This window comes from Ensifer sp. LC384 (assembly GCF_001695865.1).
Lineage (GTDB): Bacteria > Pseudomonadota > Alphaproteobacteria > Rhizobiales > Rhizobiaceae > Ensifer.
The window spans coordinates 49,536-68,326 of record NZ_MBST01000001.1 but is presented as its reverse complement, the minus strand read 5'-3'; the positions used below and the strand labels follow the sequence as shown (position 1 = coordinate 68,326).

Annotated in this window: 17 protein-coding genes; 9 read left to right on the top strand and 8 right to left on the bottom strand. The window is 64.0% G+C overall.

Translation table 11 applies throughout. The features are described from left to right. Positions 1–178 precede the first annotated feature (178 nt). Complete coding sequence (locus BC363_RS00360; RefSeq protein ID WP_065786913.1) at positions 179–949, top strand: siderophore-interacting protein; 771 nt, start codon at positions 179–181, stop codon at positions 947–949. A 135-nt stretch (positions 950–1,084) separates the two neighbouring features. Here BC363_RS00360 and BC363_RS00355 read toward each other — a convergent pair whose 3' ends face one another. After that, positions 1,085–2,503 carry an MFS transporter gene (locus BC363_RS00355; RefSeq protein WP_083223742.1) on the bottom strand — a complete coding sequence of 473 codons (1,419 nt, stop codon included), beginning with the start codon at positions 2,501–2,503 and terminating at the stop codon, positions 1,085–1,087. A gap of 149 nt (positions 2,504–2,652) precedes the next feature. Here BC363_RS00355 and BC363_RS00350 point away from each other — a divergent pair, with 149 nt between their 5' ends. Both BC363_RS00350 and BC363_RS00345 read left to right on the top strand, forming a co-directional pair. After that, on the top strand, positions 2,653–3,603 hold the full coding sequence (locus BC363_RS00350) for a LysR substrate-binding domain-containing protein (protein ID WP_065786914.1): 951 nt from the start codon (positions 2,653–2,655) through the stop codon (positions 3,601–3,603). Between the two features lie 365 nt (positions 3,604–3,968). After that, positions 3,969–5,630 (top strand): arylsulfatase, encoded by a 1,662-nt coding sequence (locus BC363_RS00345; RefSeq protein ID WP_141690191.1) that lies wholly within the window; start codon positions 3,969–3,971, stop codon positions 5,628–5,630. A 171-nt stretch (positions 5,631–5,801) separates the two neighbouring features. Here BC363_RS00345 and BC363_RS00340 read toward each other — a convergent pair whose 3' ends face one another. Continuing rightward, the gene (locus BC363_RS00340; RefSeq protein WP_065786916.1) at positions 5,802–6,791 is read right to left on the bottom strand and encodes an aldo/keto reductase; all 990 of its coding nucleotides are present in this window, start codon (positions 6,789–6,791) and stop codon (positions 5,802–5,804) included. Between the two features lie 88 nt (positions 6,792–6,879). After that, a complete protein-coding gene (locus tag BC363_RS00335) occupies positions 6,880–7,290 on the bottom strand; it encodes a cupin domain-containing protein (RefSeq protein WP_065786917.1) in 411 nt (136 codons plus the stop codon). A 134-nt stretch (positions 7,291–7,424) separates the two neighbouring features. Here BC363_RS00335 and BC363_RS00330 point away from each other — a divergent pair, with 134 nt between their 5' ends. Beyond that, entirely contained in the window at positions 7,425–8,330 is a 906-nt protein-coding gene (locus BC363_RS00330; RefSeq protein ID WP_065786918.1) for a LysR family transcriptional regulator, read from the top strand. Positions 8,331–8,425: 95 nt separating this feature from the next. Here the strand turns inward: BC363_RS00330 and BC363_RS00325 are convergent, their stop codons facing one another. The 3 genes from BC363_RS00325 to BC363_RS00315 form a co-directional block, all read right to left on the bottom strand. Then, positions 8,426–9,115, bottom strand: a complete 690-nt coding sequence (locus tag BC363_RS00325; protein ID WP_083223743.1) for an RES family NAD+ phosphorylase — start codon at positions 9,113–9,115, stop codon at positions 8,426–8,428. Beyond that, positions 9,112–9,516, bottom strand: a complete 405-nt coding sequence (locus BC363_RS35730) for an antitoxin Xre-like helix-turn-helix domain-containing protein (RefSeq protein ID WP_065786919.1) — start codon at positions 9,514–9,516, stop codon at positions 9,112–9,114. Before BC363_RS35730 ends, BC363_RS00325 begins: the two co-directional genes overlap by 4 nt. A 364-nt stretch (positions 9,517–9,880) precedes the next feature. Further along, positions 9,881–10,930, bottom strand: a complete 1,050-nt coding sequence (locus BC363_RS00315; RefSeq protein WP_065786920.1) for an aldo/keto reductase — start codon at positions 10,928–10,930, stop codon at positions 9,881–9,883. A gap of 269 nt (positions 10,931–11,199) precedes the next feature. On the opposite strand from BC363_RS00315, the gene BC363_RS00310 reads away from it, so the two are divergent. The 3 genes from BC363_RS00310 (at position 11,200) to BC363_RS00300 (ending at position 14,050) form a co-directional block, all read left to right on the top strand. Beyond that, positions 11,200–12,009: an alpha/beta fold hydrolase gene (locus BC363_RS00310; protein ID WP_065786921.1), complete on the top strand. Its 810-nt coding sequence runs from the start codon at positions 11,200–11,202 to the stop codon at positions 12,007–12,009. Next, positions 12,006–12,869, top strand: a complete 864-nt coding sequence (locus BC363_RS00305) for a hypothetical protein (RefSeq protein ID WP_065786922.1) — start codon at positions 12,006–12,008, stop codon at positions 12,867–12,869. The genes BC363_RS00310 and BC363_RS00305 overlap by 4 nt, the downstream gene beginning before the upstream one ends. 200 nt (positions 12,870–13,069) lie before the next feature. Then, positions 13,070–14,050, top strand: coding sequence for a transporter (locus BC363_RS00300; RefSeq protein WP_065786923.1), 981 nt, complete (start codon positions 13,070–13,072; stop codon positions 14,048–14,050). Positions 14,051–14,082: 32 nt separating this feature from the next. Here the strand turns inward: BC363_RS00300 and BC363_RS00295 are convergent, their stop codons facing one another. Continuing rightward, positions 14,083–14,766 carry a glutathione S-transferase family protein gene (locus BC363_RS00295; RefSeq protein ID WP_065787051.1) on the bottom strand — a complete coding sequence of 228 codons (684 nt, stop codon included), beginning with the start codon at positions 14,764–14,766 and terminating at the stop codon, positions 14,083–14,085. Positions 14,767–15,041: 275 nt separating this feature from the next. Here BC363_RS00295 and BC363_RS00290 point away from each other — a divergent pair, with 275 nt between their 5' ends. Together BC363_RS00290 and BC363_RS00285 are read left to right on the top strand one after the other, a co-directional pair. Next, entirely contained in the window at positions 15,042–17,000 is a 1,959-nt protein-coding gene (locus BC363_RS00290) for an elongation factor G (RefSeq protein ID WP_065786924.1), read from the top strand. A gap of 161 nt (positions 17,001–17,161) precedes the next feature. Continuing rightward, entirely contained in the window at positions 17,162–17,635 is a 474-nt protein-coding gene (locus BC363_RS00285; RefSeq protein WP_065787052.1) for a VOC family protein, read from the top strand. A 54-nt stretch (positions 17,636–17,689) separates the two neighbouring features. Here BC363_RS00285 and BC363_RS00280 read toward each other — a convergent pair whose 3' ends face one another. Beyond that, positions 17,690–18,607 carry a LysR substrate-binding domain-containing protein gene (locus BC363_RS00280; protein WP_065786925.1) on the bottom strand — a complete coding sequence of 306 codons (918 nt, stop codon included), beginning with the start codon at positions 18,605–18,607 and terminating at the stop codon, positions 17,690–17,692. Positions 18,608–18,791: the final 184 nt, after the last annotated feature.

Here is an 18,791-nt window from a genome sequence, read left to right as displayed (position 1 = left end):
GCTTTCGCAACGCGTTGCGCCGGAGAAGCATCTCGGCTACAACGGTCGAAATGGTCGGGCGCTGTCCGGCCACGTAAGCGTTAACGTCACTCAACGCGTATGATCGAACGGCTCTGCGGCTTCGATCTGCGCGACTGTGTCCTGCGGATCGAGATTTACGAGCTCTCAAAGGACACAGATGGACAACACTCAATCCTCCCTCCATAGCCCGAACGCCCCCAGGATCGAGCGCGTGCGCCACGATCTGAAGCGACGCGCGCTTGTTGTAACCGATGTCGAGCGGATCACGCCCGGCATGTTGCGCATCACGCTCTCCGGCGACGACCTTGCCGATTTCGTCAGCCTTGCGCCGGACGATCACGTCAAGATCCTGGTGCCGGCCGCCGACGGCACGGAGGAGCGTCGGGACTATACGCCGCGCCGCTACGATGCCGCCGCCCGCTCGCTCGTGCTTGATTTCGCGCTGCACGAGGCGGGGCCGATCACGGAGTGGGCGATGAACGCCCGCCCGGGCGATACCTTGAACGTCGGCGGTCCGCGCGGGTCGGCCGTCGTTTCCAACGTCGAGCGCTGGCTGCTGATCGGCGACGAGACGGCGCTGCCGGCGATCGGCCGGCGGATCGAGGAGGCCGGCACTGGCGCGCGCATCACCTGCATTGCCGCCGTCGCTGACGCTGGCGAACAACAGGCGTTCGAGACAAAGGCCGAGCTGACATGCCATTGGGCCTATCGCCCCTTGCATCAAGCGACCGACGCTGCCGCACTTCTCGCCATCCTCCGTTCGGTCGTCATCGAGCCCAACACCTTCGTCTGGGTTGCAGCCGAAGCCTCGGTGACGCGAGCGATCCGGGCCCACCTCACCGAGGAACGGGGCTATCCGCTCTCCTGGATCAAGGCTTCGGGATATTGGGTGAAGGGCAAGGCGGACAGCACGGAGAAGTTCGAGTAGCCACGAGACGCGGAGCGATCGCCTGGAGCGCATCGCCCCGCGCAAGAGGTCAATATCAGCGCAGGTTGGTATGGCGTTGCAGGATTGCGCGTCGGCGCCGGCGACCGGCCGATGGTCGGGCCGGCGCCGGGTTCCTCAGCGGCGGCGATGGATCAACTGCGCCAGCAGCGTCAGGACGGCAAAGGCCAGGATGACGATGACGCCGGGATAGAGCATGGCGAGCTGCGTGCCGGGCATGATCGCGGCGGTGACGACGGCAAGGCCGCAGGCGCCGCCGACCTGCAGCGAGCTGTTGAGCAGCCCGGCGGCAAGGCCCTGTTCCTCGTCAGCGACACCGCTGGTTCCGGCGACCATCAGCGCCGAGATGCTGAGCGCAAAGCCGATGCCCCAGAGCAGCGATGCGGGCAGCAATACGGTCCACAGCTCAGGCGTCGGGCCGATCCGCAGCATCAGGAGATAGCAGGGCACGAATGCCGCAAGGCCTGATATCAACACGCGGTGGACGCCGAAACGGTTCATCAATGCGCCGAGCTTCGGCCCGAGGATGACCACCATGAGACCGGCCGGCAGGAGCACCAATGCCATGTGCAGTGGTTTCCAGCCCTGAAGGTTCTGCAGATAGAGGGCGATCAGGAACTGAAAGCCCATGGCGCCGCCATAGAGCAGGGCGGCGCTGACATTGGCAGCCACCAGGCTGCGGTTGCGGAAGATGCCGAGCCGAATCAGCGGCTGTTCGACATGGCGTTCGATCAGCAGGAAAGCGACGAGAAGCACGGCGGAGAGGGCAAAGCCGCCGGTCGTGCGCAGCGAGGTCCAGCCGGCATCGGCCGTCGAGGCGATCGTGAAGACGAGCAGCAGCATGCCGGCGACGAGGGTGACGGCGCCGCCGAGATCCGGTCGCAGACGCGCGGTGCGCGGCGCATCCGGCGGCAGGAAGCGGAGGGCCGCCAGCATCAACAGCACCGCGATCGGCGCCGGCAGCACGAAGATATAGCGCCAGTCCAGCCCGGCGAGCAGGCCGCCGACGATGAGGCCGGAGGAATAGCCCGAAGCTTCGAAGAGGTTGAAGATGCCGAAGGCCTTGTTGCGGTGGGGGCCTTCAGGAAAGGTCGTGGTCAGCAATGACATGGCCGCCGGTCCGGTGAAGCCCGCGGTCATGCCCTTGATGAAGCGCGACACGATCAGCAGGATCGGATCGTTGGTGATCGTGCCGAACAGCGACACCACGGCAAAGACGCCGAGCCCGACGACCAGCACACGCCGGCGGCCGAACAGATCCGCACAGCGCCCGCCCAGAAGCAGGAAGCCGCCGAAGGCGAGGATATATGCACTGACCAGCCATTGCGCGGTAGCGGCGCTGATGCCGAATTCATGCTGGATTTCGGGAATCGCTACGGCAATCATCGAGATATCGAGCCCGTCGAGCAGGATCACCCCGCTGAAGATGAAGAGCGCACCCCAAAGGCGCGCCGGCCAATGCAGCGCGTCGTCGCGACCGGCCGCAAGGCCGCCGCTATCTGACCGCCCGTCGCTCGGGGTCAAGCCAACTGACATGTGTTTACTCCATGGAAATTTGGGCGCCGCGACACGGAAATGTGCGGTGCCGATGGCTGCGATTGTCAATGTTCTCGATCATCCCCGATTGATCGCTCATTGAAAAACAAGTAGTTCTCGATGGATCGTTAAATGAGGCTTGAAGATATATGAGCCGGATGTTGCCGGGGACCCGCGCGCTGAGGACGTTCGAAGCCGCCGGCCGCCATCTGAATTTCACCCGGGCGGCCGACGAGGTGGGGCTGACGCCGGCGGCGGTCAGCTACCAGATCAAGGAAATCGAGGATCAGCTCGGCCTCGTGCTGTTCACCCGCACCAGCCGCAGCATCCAGTTGACGCCGGCCGGTGCGGTGGTGTTCGAGGCGGCCGTCCGGGCGCTGGAGACGCTGCAGGCCGCCGTCGGCCGCGCGCGCAGGATGGCGCGTGGCGCCCGGCAGCTTCGCGTGTCGCTGAGCCCGCGTTTTGCCACCAACTGGCTCTTGCCGCGGCTGTCGCAATTCCGTGCGGCGAACCCGGCCATCGAGCTGACATTCGACATCAGCGACGAGGTCAGGGACTTCGATGCCGACGATGTCGATATCGCCATCCGCTTCGGCTCCGGCCGATATGCGCAGACGCGGTCGCAGCGCCTGTTCGAGGCGGTGATCGCACCGGTCTGCAGCCCGAAGCTGATCGCTGCCGGCGGCCAACCGAAGAGCCCACGCGATCTCTTCGGCCAGACGCTGTGTCATGTCGAATGCTACACCGAAGGCATGCTCTGGCCGAACTGGCGCATGTGGATGGCGGCCGCCGGCATCGACGAATTCGACGACAGCCGATGCGTCGCCTTTACCGACACGAGCCATGTGGTCGAAGCCGTGATCGACGGTGGTGCGGTCGGGCTTGTCGACCTGGCGATGATCAAGAACGAAATGGCGGAGGGCCGTCTGGTGCGGCTGTTCGACATCGGCGTCAGCGTTGCCGAAGACTATGCCTATCACCTCGTCTATCCCGAAAGTTCGAGCCAGGACCCACGGATCCTGGCCTTGTGCGACTGGATGCTGGGGGAGGTGGTGCCGAGAGAGCAAACGGTGGCGCTGGCCTCGCCGGCCTCCGCCTGAGTTCGATTTCCCCGAAGAGCCGTCTCGATTGTCTTGTAGCGAGGCACTGTGCAGTCGACGACGCTCCAGGACTGTCGGCGCGGCGCACATCGAACGCCGGCCGAGAGACCAACGCAATCGTGCTGTGCCGTTGCGACGCACCACGTTGCCTTCGATCAATCGCTGCTACGTAACTGTTACGTACTCCTGCTCTCCGCCTTTGGTGTGGTAGTTTTTCAGTCGTGACCGGTGGGCAGTCAGCCACGTCCAAACCGACGTGGCAAAGGCGGGTTTCGGCAGTCCCAGCAGCCGTTTCAAGAAGATTCGAAAATCCTGGTTTCAGTGCAATCGACGATCACAGTCCTCATGAACAGGAGACGATGAACATGGTTCAGAATGTCGATAAGCCATCAAGCAACGATACCATTCCTTCGATCGACGTGGATCGCCGCAGCCTGCTCCTCGGCGGCACGATCTTCGCCGCCGCCACAATGGTGGGCTCGAGCGCGCCGCTTGACGCGGCAAGGGGCCAGCAACAACCTGCCGCCGGCAGCGGCAAGCCGCCGAACATTCTCGTCATCTTCGGCGATGACATCGGTATCCCGCAGATCAGCGCCTACACCATGGGCCTTATGGGTTACCGCACGCCCAATATCGACCGCATCGCCAATGAGGGCGCGATCTTTACCGATTCCTATGGACAGCAGAGTTGCACGGCCGGCCGCGCTTCCTTCATCCTCGGCCAGGAACCGTTCCGCACCGGGCTTCTGACCATCGGCATGCCGGGCGACCCGCACGGAATCCAGGACTGGATGCCGACGATTGCCGATGTCTTGAAGACGAAGGGATACTCCACCGGCCAGTTCGGCAAGAACCATCTCGGCGACCATGACGAGCATCTGCCAACGAACCACGGCTTCGACGAATTCTTCGGCAATCTCTACCACCTTAATGCCGAGGAAGAGCCGGAGGGCTATTTCTATCCGAAGGATCCGGAGTTCAAGAAGAAGTACGGTCCGCGCGGCGTCATCCACTCCTATGCCGACGGCAAGATCGAAGACACCGGAGCGCTCAACACCAAGCGCATGGAGACGGTGGACGAGGAATTCCTCGCTGCGGCGAAGGATTTCATTGATCGCCAGCACAAGGCCGACAAGCCGTTCTTCGTCTGGTTCAACGCCACCCGCATGCACGTCTTCACGCACCTGAAGCCGGCCTCGGTAGGCAAGACCGGCAAGGGCATCCATGCGGATGGCATGGCTGAACACGACGGCCACGTCGGGCAGTTGCTTCAGCAGCTCGACGATCTCGGCATCACTGAGAATACGATCGTGCTCTACACCACCGACAACGGCGCGGAGATCGCCTTGTGGCCTGATGGTGCGATGACGATGTTCCACGGCGAAAAAGGCACCACCTGGGAAGGTGGCTTCCGCATCCCGATGATGGTGCGCTGGCCGGGCGTGGTAAAACCGGGCACGCAGATCAACGACCCTGTCCACTTGATGGATTGGCTGCCAACCTTTGCCACGGCTGCCGGCATCGGCGACGTCAAGGCGCAGATGAAGGAGGGCTTCCAGGCGGGCACCAAGTCGTTCAAGGTCCATCTCGACGGTTTTGACCTGACAGACTTGCTCAGGGGAGAGGCGAAGGAGCCGCCGCGCGACTCGGTCTATTATTTCGACCAGGGCGGCAATCTCAATGCCATTCGCTGGAACGACTGGAAGCTGAGCTTTGCCACTGCCAGCCACGGCAACATCGCCACGGCGACGCGCGAAGTGCCAAGCTGGGCGCTGATCACCAATCTGCGCATGGATCCTTACGAAAGGGGCCTGGAGGAGGGCGGCGGCGCCATGGACTTCCTTGCCCGCAACATCTGGCTGCTGGTGCCGATCCAGGGCAAGATCAAGGAGTTCTTCTCCGACTTCAACCAGTTCCCCCATCAGGCCGGCAGCTCGCTGAACGCAAGCGGCATTAACTACGGCCTGCTGGCGCAACAGGCTGCGATGAAGCGGTTGAACGATCTGGAAGGCCTGGCACCGCGGTAGGGCGGGGCGTCAGCATATGCCACCTTGAAGCAGCATGATCGGCCGGCGCATTGCGCCGTCCGAACCGCGTCAGACGCGGGCTTCGCCGAGGCCGCTGCTGGCGCCGGTGATGACCACGACCTTGTCCCTGATATTCTCGGTCATTGTTTGCCCTCTTCTTGCTTTTCGGGATCAGCGGCCGACGCGCGCCTGCAGGTGGGCCGGATAGCGGTCGCCGTCGATCGTGACCTTGGCGAGCGCCCTGTCGATTTCGCCGAGATCGTCTGTGGTCAGTTGCACGGCTGCAGCGCCGATGTTTTCCTCGAGCCGGTGCAGCTTGGTCGTGCCTGGGATCGGCACGATCCAGGACTTTTGCGCCAGAAGCCAGGCGAGCGCGACCTGTGCCGACGTTGCCCCCTTGCGGGTGGCGATCTGGCCCAAGAGATCGACCAGCACCTGGTTGGCCTTGCGCGCCTCGGGCGCAAAGCGCGGCACGACATTGCGGAAATCCTTGCTGTCGAAGGTGGTGTCGGCATTGATGGCGCCGGTCAGAAAGCCCTTGCCGAGCGGGCTGAAGGGCACGAAGCCGATGCCAAGCTCTTCGAGCAGCGGCAGGATCTCGGCCTCCGGTTCGCGCCACCACAGCGAATACTCGCTCTGCAGCGCTGCGACCGGCTGCACCGCATGGGCCTTGCGGATGGTCTGTGGGCCAGCCTCGGAAAGGCCGAAATGCCTGACCTTGCCTTCGTTGATCAGGTCCTTCACCGTGCCGGCGACGTCCTCGATCGGCACATTGGGGTCGACGCGATGTTGGTAGAAGAGATCGATCCCGTCGGTCTTCAGACGCTTCAGCGCCGCATCGGCGACCTTGCGGATCTGCTCCGGCCGGCTGTTCATGCCGCTCTGCCCGCCTTCAGCGTCGAAATCGAAGCCGAACTTGGTGGCGATCACCACCTCATTGCGCATGGGGGCGAGCGCCTCGCCGAGAAGCTCTTCGTTGCGGTAGGGGCCGTAGGCCTCGGCGGTGTCGAAGAAGGTGACCCCGCGCTCGAAGGCTATGCGGATCAGGGCGATTGCCGCCTGCTTCTCCGTTGCCGGGCCGTAGCCATAGCTGAGGCCCATGCAGCCGAGGCCGAGGGCCGAGACTTCAAGGCCGCTTTTGCCGAGTGTGCGGTTTTCCATGGGGCTGTTCCTTGTCTCAAATGACGATGTTTCTGGGTAGAGGTGGCCCGTGGAGCCGGGTCGGCGAGGGCGCTGCAATGGCGGGCGATCAGCCGGCCCTGGCTTCCGCCCGGTAGTCCGCATCGCTGACCTTCTCCATCCAGTCGACGACCTTGCCGTCGAGGGCTTCGGCGATCGCGATATGGGTCATGGCGGCGGACGGTGAGGCGCCGTGCCAGTGTTTCTCGCCGGGCGAGAACCAGACGATGTCGCCCGGGCGGATTTCCTCGACCGGGCCGCCTTCGCGCTGGGCGCGACCGAGGCCGGAAACGACGATCAACGTCTGGCCGAGCGGATGGGTGTGCCAGGCGGTGCGGGCGCCAGGCTCGAAGGTGACGGTGGCGCCGCCGACGCGCGCCGGCGCGGTGCCGCTAAAGGGGGCATCGATGCGCACGGTGCCGGTGAAATAGTCGGCCGGTCCCTTGGCCGAGGCGTCAGAGCCGCTTCGTTTGATGTTCATGGCGTCGATCCTTTGCAAATGGCGGTCAATGTTGCCGGCCTGAAGTCGTCGCGGTTGTCTCAGGCAAGTTAGTGCATGGGATTGATCAGGATTAGGTGGTAAATCTCGCAAGAGGTTATGAGAGGAATTCATGAATGCCGCGCCAACCGATCAACGACCTCATCGCGTTCCTTGCCGTAGCAAGGGAACGCAGCTTTACGAAGGCGGCAGCACAGCTCGGGGTTTCACAGTCGGCGCTGAGCCACACGATCCGCGGGCTTGAGGCGCGGCTGGGCCTGAGGCTTTTGACGCGCACGACGCGCAGCGTGTCGCCGACCGAGGCTGGCGAGCGGCTGCTGGTGTCGATCGGCCCGCGCCTGGACGAGATCGACCGGGAACTGGCCGCCCTCAGCGAATTTCGCGACAAGCCGGCGGGCACGATCCGCATCACCGCCGGCGAGCATGCGGCCGATTGCATCCTCTGGCCGGCGCTGGAGCGGCTGCTGTCTGATTATCCGGATATCCATGTCGAGGTGATCGTCGATTACGGCCTGACCGATATCGTCTCGGAGCGGTACGATGCCGGGGTGCGTCTCGGCGAACAGGTGGCCAAGGACATGATCGCCGTGCGCATCGGGCCGGACATGCGCATGGCGGTGGTCGGCGCGCCATCCTATTTCGCCACGCGGAAAATACCGCGAACGCCGCAGGAACTGACGGAGCACAATTGCATCAACCTGCGCCTGCCGACCCATGGCGGCATCTATGCCTGGGAGTTCGAGAAGGACGGGCGCGAGGTGAAGGTCCGCGTCGAAGGCCAGCTCGTCTTCAACAACATCGCGCTCAGGCTGAGCGCGGCGCTTGGCGGGCTGGGGCTGACCTATCTGCCCGAGGATGTCGTCGCGCCCTATCTCGCCTCAGGCCAGCTGGTGCAGGTTCTGGAAGACTGGTGCCCGCCTTTTGCCGGCTACCACCTCTATTACCCGAGCCGCCGCCAGACGTCGCCCGCCTTCGCGCTGGTGGCCGACGCGCTGCGGTATCGTGGTCCGCGACACAGATGATGCCAGCGAAGGTTCCCGGCCTCTCCACTGTCCCTCATTTTTCGAGCCTGCCGCTTCGCGCCAAATTCTGCGCCCGCAGCACCGCCATGGGGCGTTCAGCTTTCACTGAGAATCGTCGGTTCGGGCGAGCCCGTCCACTCGAAGGTGATGGTGCGCCCCTGGCGGATGTTCTGGATGACGGCGGGGCGGAAGACGGCGATGCACTCGCCGGTGGGATGGCGGGCGGAAGGGTAGATCAGGCCGTTGCCGCCGCCGGAGAAGATCGTGGCGGCGAGCGCCTGGCCGGCGGGGTAGGCAAGGGCGGGATCCGGGCCGAGATAGGCGGGGCCTGTTTCGCCGCGGACATCGTGAAAACGGCAGGTGAAGCCGGCGATCAGTTCGCGATAGGCGCCGATATCGTGGAAGATGCCGGCGTCGGCCAGCGCCCTTGTGCGGTGATAGACGATCTCGGCCTGGCAGGTATCGAGCGCGTTGTCGCCGAAGGCGCAGTACCAGGCGCCGCGGTCCTCGTTGTTGAAGCGGTTGCCAGGCGGGCGGGCGTGGCAGAATGCGGCGTTGATCAGCGACCAGCCGTAGCCGAAGCTATTGTTCAGGAGTTCGGCCGGGTTGACGCCGGCGGGCAGCGCCAGCGGGCTCAACCGCGCCGACGTCAGCGCCTCCAGCCGGTTGAGGATCTCGATGTCGTCCTCGTCGTCGCAGAGCGGCTTGACGGCCGGCTCGTCGATATAGGCGGTCGAAATCAGCCGGATGGTGGCCGGATCGGTAAAATCGATCTCGGCGATCATAGGCCGCCGCGCAGGCCGTCGAGATAGCGCCGCACCTTCATCATCGCCGGGATGCCGCCCTCGATCATCACGTCGACCGGCGACTGGCCGTCAAACACCGGCCCGCTATTGACCGCCTTCGGCCACTGGTAGGTCAGCGGTCCGTTGAAATAGAGGCGCAGGCCCTTGAAGATGCCGACGATCAGGCTGGCGCGCATGCGCTTGTCCTGGTCGAGCCTGCCCTTGAAGTCGCCCGCCTTCATTCGGTTCCAGGTGGCGATCGGCACGTCGAAGAGCTGCGATGCCTCCCTGTTGGTCAGCTTCCACAGGTCGCAGGCCTTCACCACCGCCTTGATGATCACGGCTTCCTCATGTCTTGCCGTGTCGTGATCGGGGGCAAGAGCCGGCTGGGCGCTTGGCATGATAGGCTCCTATGAATTCTTTCTGCGTATCATATGATATAAAATGGGCGTGTTTGGCGGGAAGTCAAGGGGCGTCCGCATTTCTGGGCGGGCTGTTTCGCAGCGATAGCGCGTGCCTCTGCCCCTCACCCTAACCCTCTCCCCGCAGGCGGGGAGAGGGGACGCGCGCAACGGCTCGGTTGCCATCTGGCTTGCTGTCAGTGGGCATGACGACCAAGAACGGTGTTAGGGAACGAGCGAGTGCCGCGGGGTTTCCTTCTCCCCGCGAGGGGGGAGAAGGTGGTCGGCAGGCCGGATGAGGGGCCGCCGCAAGCGCTGTACGGTGAGCTGACGCTTCAGGCGGCTGCCGATCCTTCAAACCCCTTCAAACATGCGGCCCGAGCAGCGACAGGTCGGCCTCGCCGAGCCGGTCCCTGGCGCTGCGCAGCTGGTGCCAATAGGGATAGAGCACCGGCGGCAGGCTGACGGCGTCGAGCAGTTCGCACTCCTCGTCCGTCAGTTTGAGGTTGGCCGCGGCAAGATTGTCGCGGAACTGTTCTTCCCGGCGGCCGCCGATGATCACCGAAGTCACGCCCTTGCGGTCGATCAGCCAGGCGAGCGCTACCTGTGCCGGCGAGACGCCGCGCTCGCCGGCGATCGCCACCAGCATGTCGACGATCGCCCACAGCCGTTCCTCGTCGCGGATCGGCGGTTCGTTCCAGCCGGCAAGCTGGCGGGTGCCATCCGGCGTCTGGTCGCGCCGGTGCTTGCCGGAGAGCAGGCCGCCGGCAAGCGGGCTCCAGACGAGCACGCCAAGACCCTGGTCGATGCTGATCGGCAGCAGTTCGTATTCGGCCTCGCGCGCTTCCAGCGTGTAATGGATCTGCTGGCTGACGAAGCGTTGGCGCCGCTCAAGCGCGCTGATGCCGAGCGCCTTCATGATGTGCCAGCCGGAATAGTTGGAGCAGCCGATGTAGCGCACCTTGCCGTGGCGCACGAGCGTGTCGAGCGCCTCGATCGTTTCTTCGAGCGGCGTCTGGCCGTCCCATTCATGCACCTGGTAGAGATCGATGACGTCGGTCTTCAGCCGCCTGAGGCTCGCCTCGCAGGCGGCAATCAGGTGATGGCGGGAGAGCCCGCCGTCATTCGGCCCCGGACCCATGTTGAAGCGCGCCTTGGTGGCGACCAGCACGCCGTTCTTGCGCTTGCCGCCGAGGATCTTGCCGATGATCTCCTCCGAGCCGCCGGTGGAATAGATGTCGGCGGTGTCGATCAGGTTGACGCCGGCGTCGAGGCACATGTCGACATAAAGGCGCGCCTCGTCGAGGCCGACATTGCCGACCTGCGCGAACTTGCCGCCGCCGCCGATCGTCATCGTTCCCATGGTGATCGTCGAGATTTTCAGGCCTGATCGGCCGAGCAACCGGTATTCCATCTGGTTATCCTCATTCCCTGGTGTCAGGCTCTTGCCGTTGAAAACAAACTAGGGGCGCAGGAAGGTTGAGCAAGGTGGTGATGCAGATGACGCGCCTCGCGCCCGTGGTCGCGTCAACTTTCTTCGGGAGGAGGGGCTTTGGGACGGGGGGCTTTGGGACGGGGGAAGGCGGCGCGTATCTCGCCGCATTGCTACTTACAATAGATGCGTCGCCCGATTGAGCAGTGCCTTGTATAATGGTGGGCGGAGAGGCGTTGGAAGGGCGGGCAATGAGCAATCACTATTGTCTCGGCCGGATCGATTTCGGCGTGGGCAGTTCGGCCTTCTGGTGCCTCGACAGGCCCGGAACGCTGGTGGTTTTCCTGCACGGCTTTACCGGTGCCGCGGAGGCAACCTGGCACAACGCCAGTGCCTACATCCGGCGGGATGCGCTTTTTTCCGCCGCAGACGTTCTCTTCCTCGGCTATGACAGCGTGCGCAGCCGGGCGCGGGTGATCAGCCGCTCGGTGCTCGATCTGTTTCGCAGGCTGCTGGCCGAGCCGGCCGAATTTTCCAATCGCTACATCTATTATGGCCCCAAGCGCGAGCCTTTCCTCTACGATCGGGTCGTCGTCGTGGCGCATTCGCTGGGTGGCGCGATCATGCGGCAGGTGGCGCTGGATCTGGCGCGGGCCGCCGACGCCTATGCGGATCACATCCAGCTGCTGCTCTATGCGCCCGCCCACAAGGGATCCAACGCGCTGCACAACGCGGGCGGGGTGATGGAGGGGCACGGGATCCTGGCGGCGCTGCGATGCGGCCTGCTCTACAAGGCGCCGATCCTAGAGGACCTTCGGCCGAAATCGGAATTCATAAGGGATGTCGAGGCCGGCACCTTGGCGCGGCTGACGCGGGGACGACTGCGATGCCTGGTCGCGACCAAGATCACGATCGGCCAGTATGAAAACATCGTCGAACCCGGCGATTTTGCACAGGATCCGCCGTTCTATACGGTGGATCGTCGCAACCATACGGACGTCTGCAAGAGCGACGCCGGCTATCGCAGGGTGCTCGACGACATCGAGGAGTGCCTGCGATGAGCGACGTGTCCAGAACGCGTCTCTCCCTCGAACCGTTTGCCGGCTTCGAGCACAATTGCTTCGAGCGGCGCGATCTTCGCCTTTACAATATGCCCATTGTCGGTGCCGGCTATCTGCTGGCGCGCTGGGCCGCGTCCCGCCAGGTGCGGCTCGCCTGGCTCGCCTATCTCCAGACGTCCATGCTGCGCCATGAATATCTGGCAAGCCGTGGCGAGATCGAGCGTGATGCGCCGGACGCCGGCGTCGTGCGCCTGGCGGGCGAGGAAGCTGCACGCGGCTCGCCGATGGCGCCTTCTACCGTGCGGTTGGCGCTCATCCTCACCAGGCGCTCGATGCCCTATTTCAATGTCGACCACGAACTGGACGGGCTTGGCCCGCTCGATGACACGGAATGGACCGACCTGATCGACATGGCGTTCCGCATCGATATCTTCCTGTGCTCGCGGCCGCGCTTTTCCGAGACGATGCGCGCGCTGCCGCGCTATCCCCATGCGGATCTCGGGGTCGACGGCTACCTCTTCCTCGTCAATTTTCTGTCGATCCTGGGCTTGCGCTCGGAGCTCGGTGCCGGTTCGCGGGGCTACCTGCAACGCAAGATCAACATCGTGCTGCATTCGCTGGGGCTGAATGTCGATGCGCTTCGGGCCGATCTCTACCGGGTACAGGACGAGATCGGCCGCCGCGATATACCCTCCTCGCGCGTGGGGCTGGAGCCGATCGATGTCAGCATAGCGCTGTTTGAAACCGAACTTCAGGCCGCCTGGGAGCTGGCACGCGCGCTCGAGGTTCTGCAACTGGCGAAGGCGAGGGACAGCGGCCCGCAAGGCAGCGGACAGGCGGAGCCGCAGCCGCAATTCTAGATGTGCGGCGCCTGACAGCGGGCAGCGGTTTCGCGACGATGGCAAGCAAGGGGTGCACGAAACGGCTCCCGCATAGCGTGCTACCGGTGCGGAGCGCGCGATCCGACGGAGGCAAGGATCGCATCTCGCTCCCCCGTCTTGGGGGTAGTTAGCACACGTTAAAGTGATATATCCTCGTCCCGGTGAAAGAGGGGAATCACATGAGATCTGCTGCACGTCTTCTTGCAACTGTCGGCCTTGGCGCCGGGATATTTTCATCGGCACTGCTTGGCCCCCAAGCGGCGCAGGCGGCGGAGAACGGTGCCGGTTTCTATCTTCTCGGCGCGCGCGGCCCGATGGCCGGCCTCTTGGCACCCCCGGGCACCTATATCCAGAACGACACCTATTTCTACTTTGGCGAGCTTGGCGGCAGCCGCCAGCTGCCGGTCGGCGGCCAGGTGATCGCCGAGGTCGAGGGGCGGATCATTGCGGATTTCGTCACCGGGCTTTGGGTCCTTCCCGAGGAGGTGATGGGCGGCAATCTCGGCTTCACCGCTGTCGTGCCCTTCGGCGGCCCCAACGTGGATGCGTCGGTTTCGCTGCCGGGCGGGCTTAGCCGCGGCGTCGAGGATTCGATCTTCACCATCGGCGACCCGATTGTCGGCGCTTCGCTCGGCTGGCACGAGGGCGACTTCCACTGGTCGACCAACCTCATCGTCAACGTGCCGATCGGCGACTACCAGAAGGGCGAGATCGCCAATCTGTCGTTCAATCGCTGGGGGGCGGACCTCACCTTTGCCGGAACCTGGTTCAACCCGGAAACAGGCATCGACCTCTCGGGAGCGGCAGGTTTCACCTTCAACGGCGAGAACCCGGCGACGGACTACCGCACCGGTACCGAATTCCACACGGAATGGGCGCTCTCCAAGCAGTTCACGCCGCAATTCTCCGCCGGTATCGTTGGCTACTTCTACCAGCAGGTGACAGGCGACAGCGGCTCGGGCGCGCGGCTCGGCGATTTCAAGGGCCGGGTGGCGGCGCTCGGCGGCACCGTCGGCTACAACTTCAAGATGGGCGAAACGCCGGTTTCGCTGCGGCTGAAGGTTTATCAGGAATTTGCGGCGAAGAACCGCATGGAAGGCACGGCCGGTTTCGTCACGCTCGCCTTCCCGATAGGCACCCCGCCGAAGCAGGTCGAGTAAGCTCGCCTTGCACCGCGTTTACCGGGGCTCTCTCAGGCCCCGGCGAGAAACCGCGCCGGCATGAGATCCCTATAGGGAAACATGTGGAAATAGGGCCGCGCCTCGGCCAGCACACGGTTCATCGACGGGCGCTCGAGCAGCCGTTCGAAATAGGCCGAAAGATGCGGATGCCCGTCGGCAAAAGGCTCGACAATTCCGGCATAGAAGAGAGCGGGGGCCGCGGCGCAATCGGCAAGGGTGAAGGCGGCGCCACCGGCAAACGCGTTGGTGGCGAAATGCCGGTCGGCCATGCCGTAGGCGACGCCAAGCGTGGCGCGGGCGTCGGCCACTCCACGATGGTCGTTCTCGCCGGTGGCACGCAGCGTGTCGGTGACAATCTTCTGCATCGGCGTATGGATGTAGAGATCGAAGAAGCGATCCCAGAGCCTCACCTGCAGCGCCTCCTGCGCATTCGCCGGAATGAGCGGGCGAGCGCCCGGGTAGTGGCGATCGAGATATTCGATGATGATGGAGGTTTCCGGCAGGGTGACATCGCGGGCGCTATCGCGCAGCACCGGCATCTTGCCGACCGGCCAGAGCTCCGCGAAGCGGGCCGCCTCGGCGGGGTCCAGAAGATCGACCAGGCTTGTTTCGAAAGGCGTGCCGTTCTCATAAAGCGCGATCAGCACCTTGTGACAGAACGAGGCGAGCGGATGCAGATAAAGGGTGAGCGACATGCGGACGATCTCCGATGTTGACGTTTCCGGCGCGCGTGGCGTCTGGCAGCCGCGCGCAACGACCATAGGTCGGGTTTCACCCCCTGGGTTATTGCAAAACTGATGCTGTTTTGCAATCGGTTTGTGAGCCGGTGCGAACGCCGTCCGACCCATTTTGAAGCGCGGCAGGTGGCCCGTTTTTGCGCAAGGCCATTGAAAGCACAAAAGATGCCCTAGAATTAATAGGAGGCAGGGCGTCGAAACGCGCGGCGCTCCGCGACAGGGGAGGATCGCCGATGCGCTGCTTCACGGTAGTTGGGCCTTCGCAGACCGGAAAATCCACGCTGGTGGAAAAACTGGCTGCGCTCGGGGAAAGCTCGAGAAAGGCCACGTCACCTTACGGATTGAACATCACCGAATTCGAGATCGGCAAGGAAACCTGGTGTGCGCTCGACACGCCCGGCGGCACCGAGGCGCTCGCCCATGCGCAGCACGCGCTTCTGGCAAGCGACGCCTGCGTGCTCTGTGTCTCGCCGGCACCGGAGGAGGCGGTGCTGGCGGCGCCCTATCTCAAGGTGATCGAGGCATCGGGCACGCCCTGTGTCATCTTCGTCAACCGGATGGACGAGCCGCGCGGGCGATTGAGGGATGTTATCGCCGCGCTGCAGGATTATTCCAGCCACATGCTGATCCTGCGCCAGGTGCCGATCCGCGAGGGCGACACGATCGTCGGCAGCTGCGACCTGATTTCCGAGCGCGCCTGGCGCTATCGCGAGGGCCAGACCTCGGCGCTGATCGAGATCCCGGATACGGCGCTGGAGCAAGAGAAGGAAGCGCGTGCCGAGCTGCTCGAACACCTCTCGGAATTCGACGACTGGCTGCTCGAAGAGCTGATCGAGGACCGCGAGCCGGGCAGCGACACGATCTATGCCATTTCCTCGCGGCTTCTCAGGGAAAACCGGATCATTCCGGTGCTCGTCGGGGCGGCGAGCCACAGCAACGGCATCCTGCGCCTGATGAAGGCGCTGCGGCACGAGGCGCCACCGGTCGACACGTTGCGAAAAAGGCTGGGCGAGGCGGGCCAGATTGCCGAGGCGAGCCTTGCTGCTGTCAGCTTTCACGCCTATCACCGCCAGAATGTCGGCAAGACCGTGCTGGTGCGCGCGCTTTCGAACGGCATCAAGCAGGGAGCGGCGCTCGGCGGCGGCGGCCTCGGCTCGGTGCAGGACCCGGCGACCGGAAAACCGTTTGCGACAGCCGCGCCGGAACCCGGCGCCATCTTTGCCGCCGTCAAATCCGACCACTTGCCGGTGCCGGCCCTTTTGACCGCTACTGCCGCGTCCGAGGCGCCGGACTGGACGGCGCCGCCGACGCCGATGCTGGAACGCATCCTGGTGCCTGATAGCGAGCGCGACGAGACAAAGCTTTCCGGCACGCTTGCCAAACTGGCCGAGACCGACCGCAGCCTGAAGGTCATGCAGGAGGAGGGCACGGGTGCTCAGCTGATCTGCGTGCAGGGGCCGGTGCATCTGCGCGATCTGTGCAAGACGCTGGCGGATGTCTTCCATGTCGGCGTCACCGACAAGCCGCCGAGCCCGACCTATCGCGAGACGGTGCTGAAACCGTCCGACGTGCATTACCGCCACCGCAAGCAGACGGGTGGCGCCGGGCAGTTTGCCGACGTCAAGCTGAGCGTGCATCCCAACGAGCGCGGCGGCGGCTTCAGCTTCAAAGAGACGGTGAAGGGCGGCGCGGTGCCGCGCAACTTCATCCCGGCGATCGAGGCGGGCGCGCGCGAGGCGATGGAGAAGGGGCCGCTTGGCTTTCAGGTGATCGATGTCGGCGTGACGCTGACGGATGGCCAGCACCATGCGGTCGACAGCTCCGAATTCGCCTTCCGCGCCGCCGCCAAGATGGGCGTGCGCCAGGCGCTGTCGCAGGCGTCAGCGGTGCTGATGCAGCCGGTGGTGCGCGTCGAGATCCATATCCCGTCGATCTATTCGGGCAGCCTGGTGCCCGTCGTCTCGACCTTCAAGGGGCAGGTGCTCGGCTTCGACCGTGATGAAGCCGCCAAGGGCTGGGACGTTTTTCGCGCGCTGGTGCCAGGGGCTGCACTCGACGAACTGGCGCGGGCGTTGCGCTCGGCAACGCAGGGGATCGGCTATTTCTCCAAGAGCTTCGACCATTTCGAGGAGCTTTACGGCAAGGAGGCCGAGGCGGTGATCCACGCCCATGGCGCGGCGCAGGCGGGATAGGCGCTCAGGGGGAGGGCATTCGCCAGAGCGCGGCATTGTGCAGCAAATGCGACAAGGGCCGCTTGCGGCCTTTCCCCGCCAAACGGCTTGCAGGCACCGGACAGTGACGGTCGCCCCTATCTCAAAGGGAAATGGAAAACGAACAGCGAGAGGACGACGCGATGGCAAAGAATACGATCTGTCTTTGGTACGACAAGGACGCCGAGGAGGCCGCCAACTTCTACGCCCGGACCTTTCCCGACAGCGCCGTGGGTGCGGTCATTCGTGCGCCTGGAGACTATCCTTCCGGCAAGGAGGGAGACGTCCTGGTTGTCGAGTTCACGGTTGCCGGGGTTGCCTGTATCGGCCTGAACGGCGGCACTGCGTTCACACACAACGAGGCCTTCTCCTTCCAGATCGCAACGGACAATCAGGAAGAAACCGACCGCTACTGGAACGCCATCGTCGGCAACGGCGGCCAGGAAAGTGAATGCGGCTGGTGCAAGGACAAGTGGGGCCTGTCCTGGCAGATCACACCGCGCGTGCTGACCGAGGCGCTTGCGGCGGGCGGCGATCAGGCAAAGCGTGCTTTCGACGCGATGATGACCATGAGGAAGATCGATGTAACCGCGATCGAAGCGGCCCGGCGCGGTTGAGACATCCGGCCGTCGCGAAAGCTCACGGGTGCATAGTCATGGTCATGCCGCACCTCAGCCCCCGGTGCGGGCCGAAGCAATCTCGGCATAGCGACGCTGGCGCTCGTCGATCTCCTGCAGCAGCCAGTTAAGAAAGCTCTTCGTCACTGGCTTGCTGCGAAACAGCTCTTCCTGGCAGACGAACTGGTAGGTCTCTGTCGGTTCGTAATAGTGGTCGTGCACCAGGCAGATCTGCCCGGTTCTAAGCTCGTATTCGACCATGGTGCGGTCGACGAGGGCCACACCCTGGCCTTCCTTCACCGCTTCGAGGATGATGTGCTGGTCGTCGAAGATCAGGTCCTGGCGGCTGGGCGAAAGCCTGAGGCCGGAGGAGGCGATCCAGCTTTGCCATTCCGACAGGCCGCGATAGTGCAGCCGGTTGCCTGAAAGAAGATCGCGCTTGTCGTTGCTTCCCTCCCAATCGGCGCGGCCGCAGACCGGCACCAGGCGTTCGCGCAGCAGCCGCTGCGAAAACCGCGCCGGCGGCGGATGCAGGCAATAGTCGATGATGACGTCGGCGGTGCCGGAGGCGGGCGTGTTGGTTTCGAGATGGGAGAGGTGGATCTGCAGGCCGGGATTTTCGGCCAGGAACTGCGAGATGCGCGGCGCGATCAGCTTCATCGAGAAGAACGGTCCGACCTTCACCCGCAGGATCTTCTGGGTGTTGCGCGGGCGGATGTGCTGGACGACGCCTTCGAGATCGTCGAAGGCGCGGTTGCAGGAGGCAAAGAGCAGGGCGCCTTCGGGCGTCAGTTCGACGCCATGCTGCTTCCGGACGAAGACGCTGAGGCCGAGATTGTCTTCAAGGATCCTGATCTGGTGGCTGATGGCGCCCTGGCCGATGCACAGCTCGTTTGCCGCCGCCGTCAGGCTGCCATTGCGCGCCGCCGCCTCGAAGGCACGGAGGGATTTGAGACTCGGCAGATCGCGCATGGGCTTCTCCGGAAGGGGCTTTCCGGGCAGCATATATGAATTTTTTGGATGGCCGGGATTAATTCTTTGACATTGCGAAGCGCTGTGGCATCCCCCATTGTCGGTGAATAATAAAGCGAAAACGCAACGACGATCGGTAATAAATTCAGGGAATAGCGAGCGAAATCCGCATTGGGCGCAACCC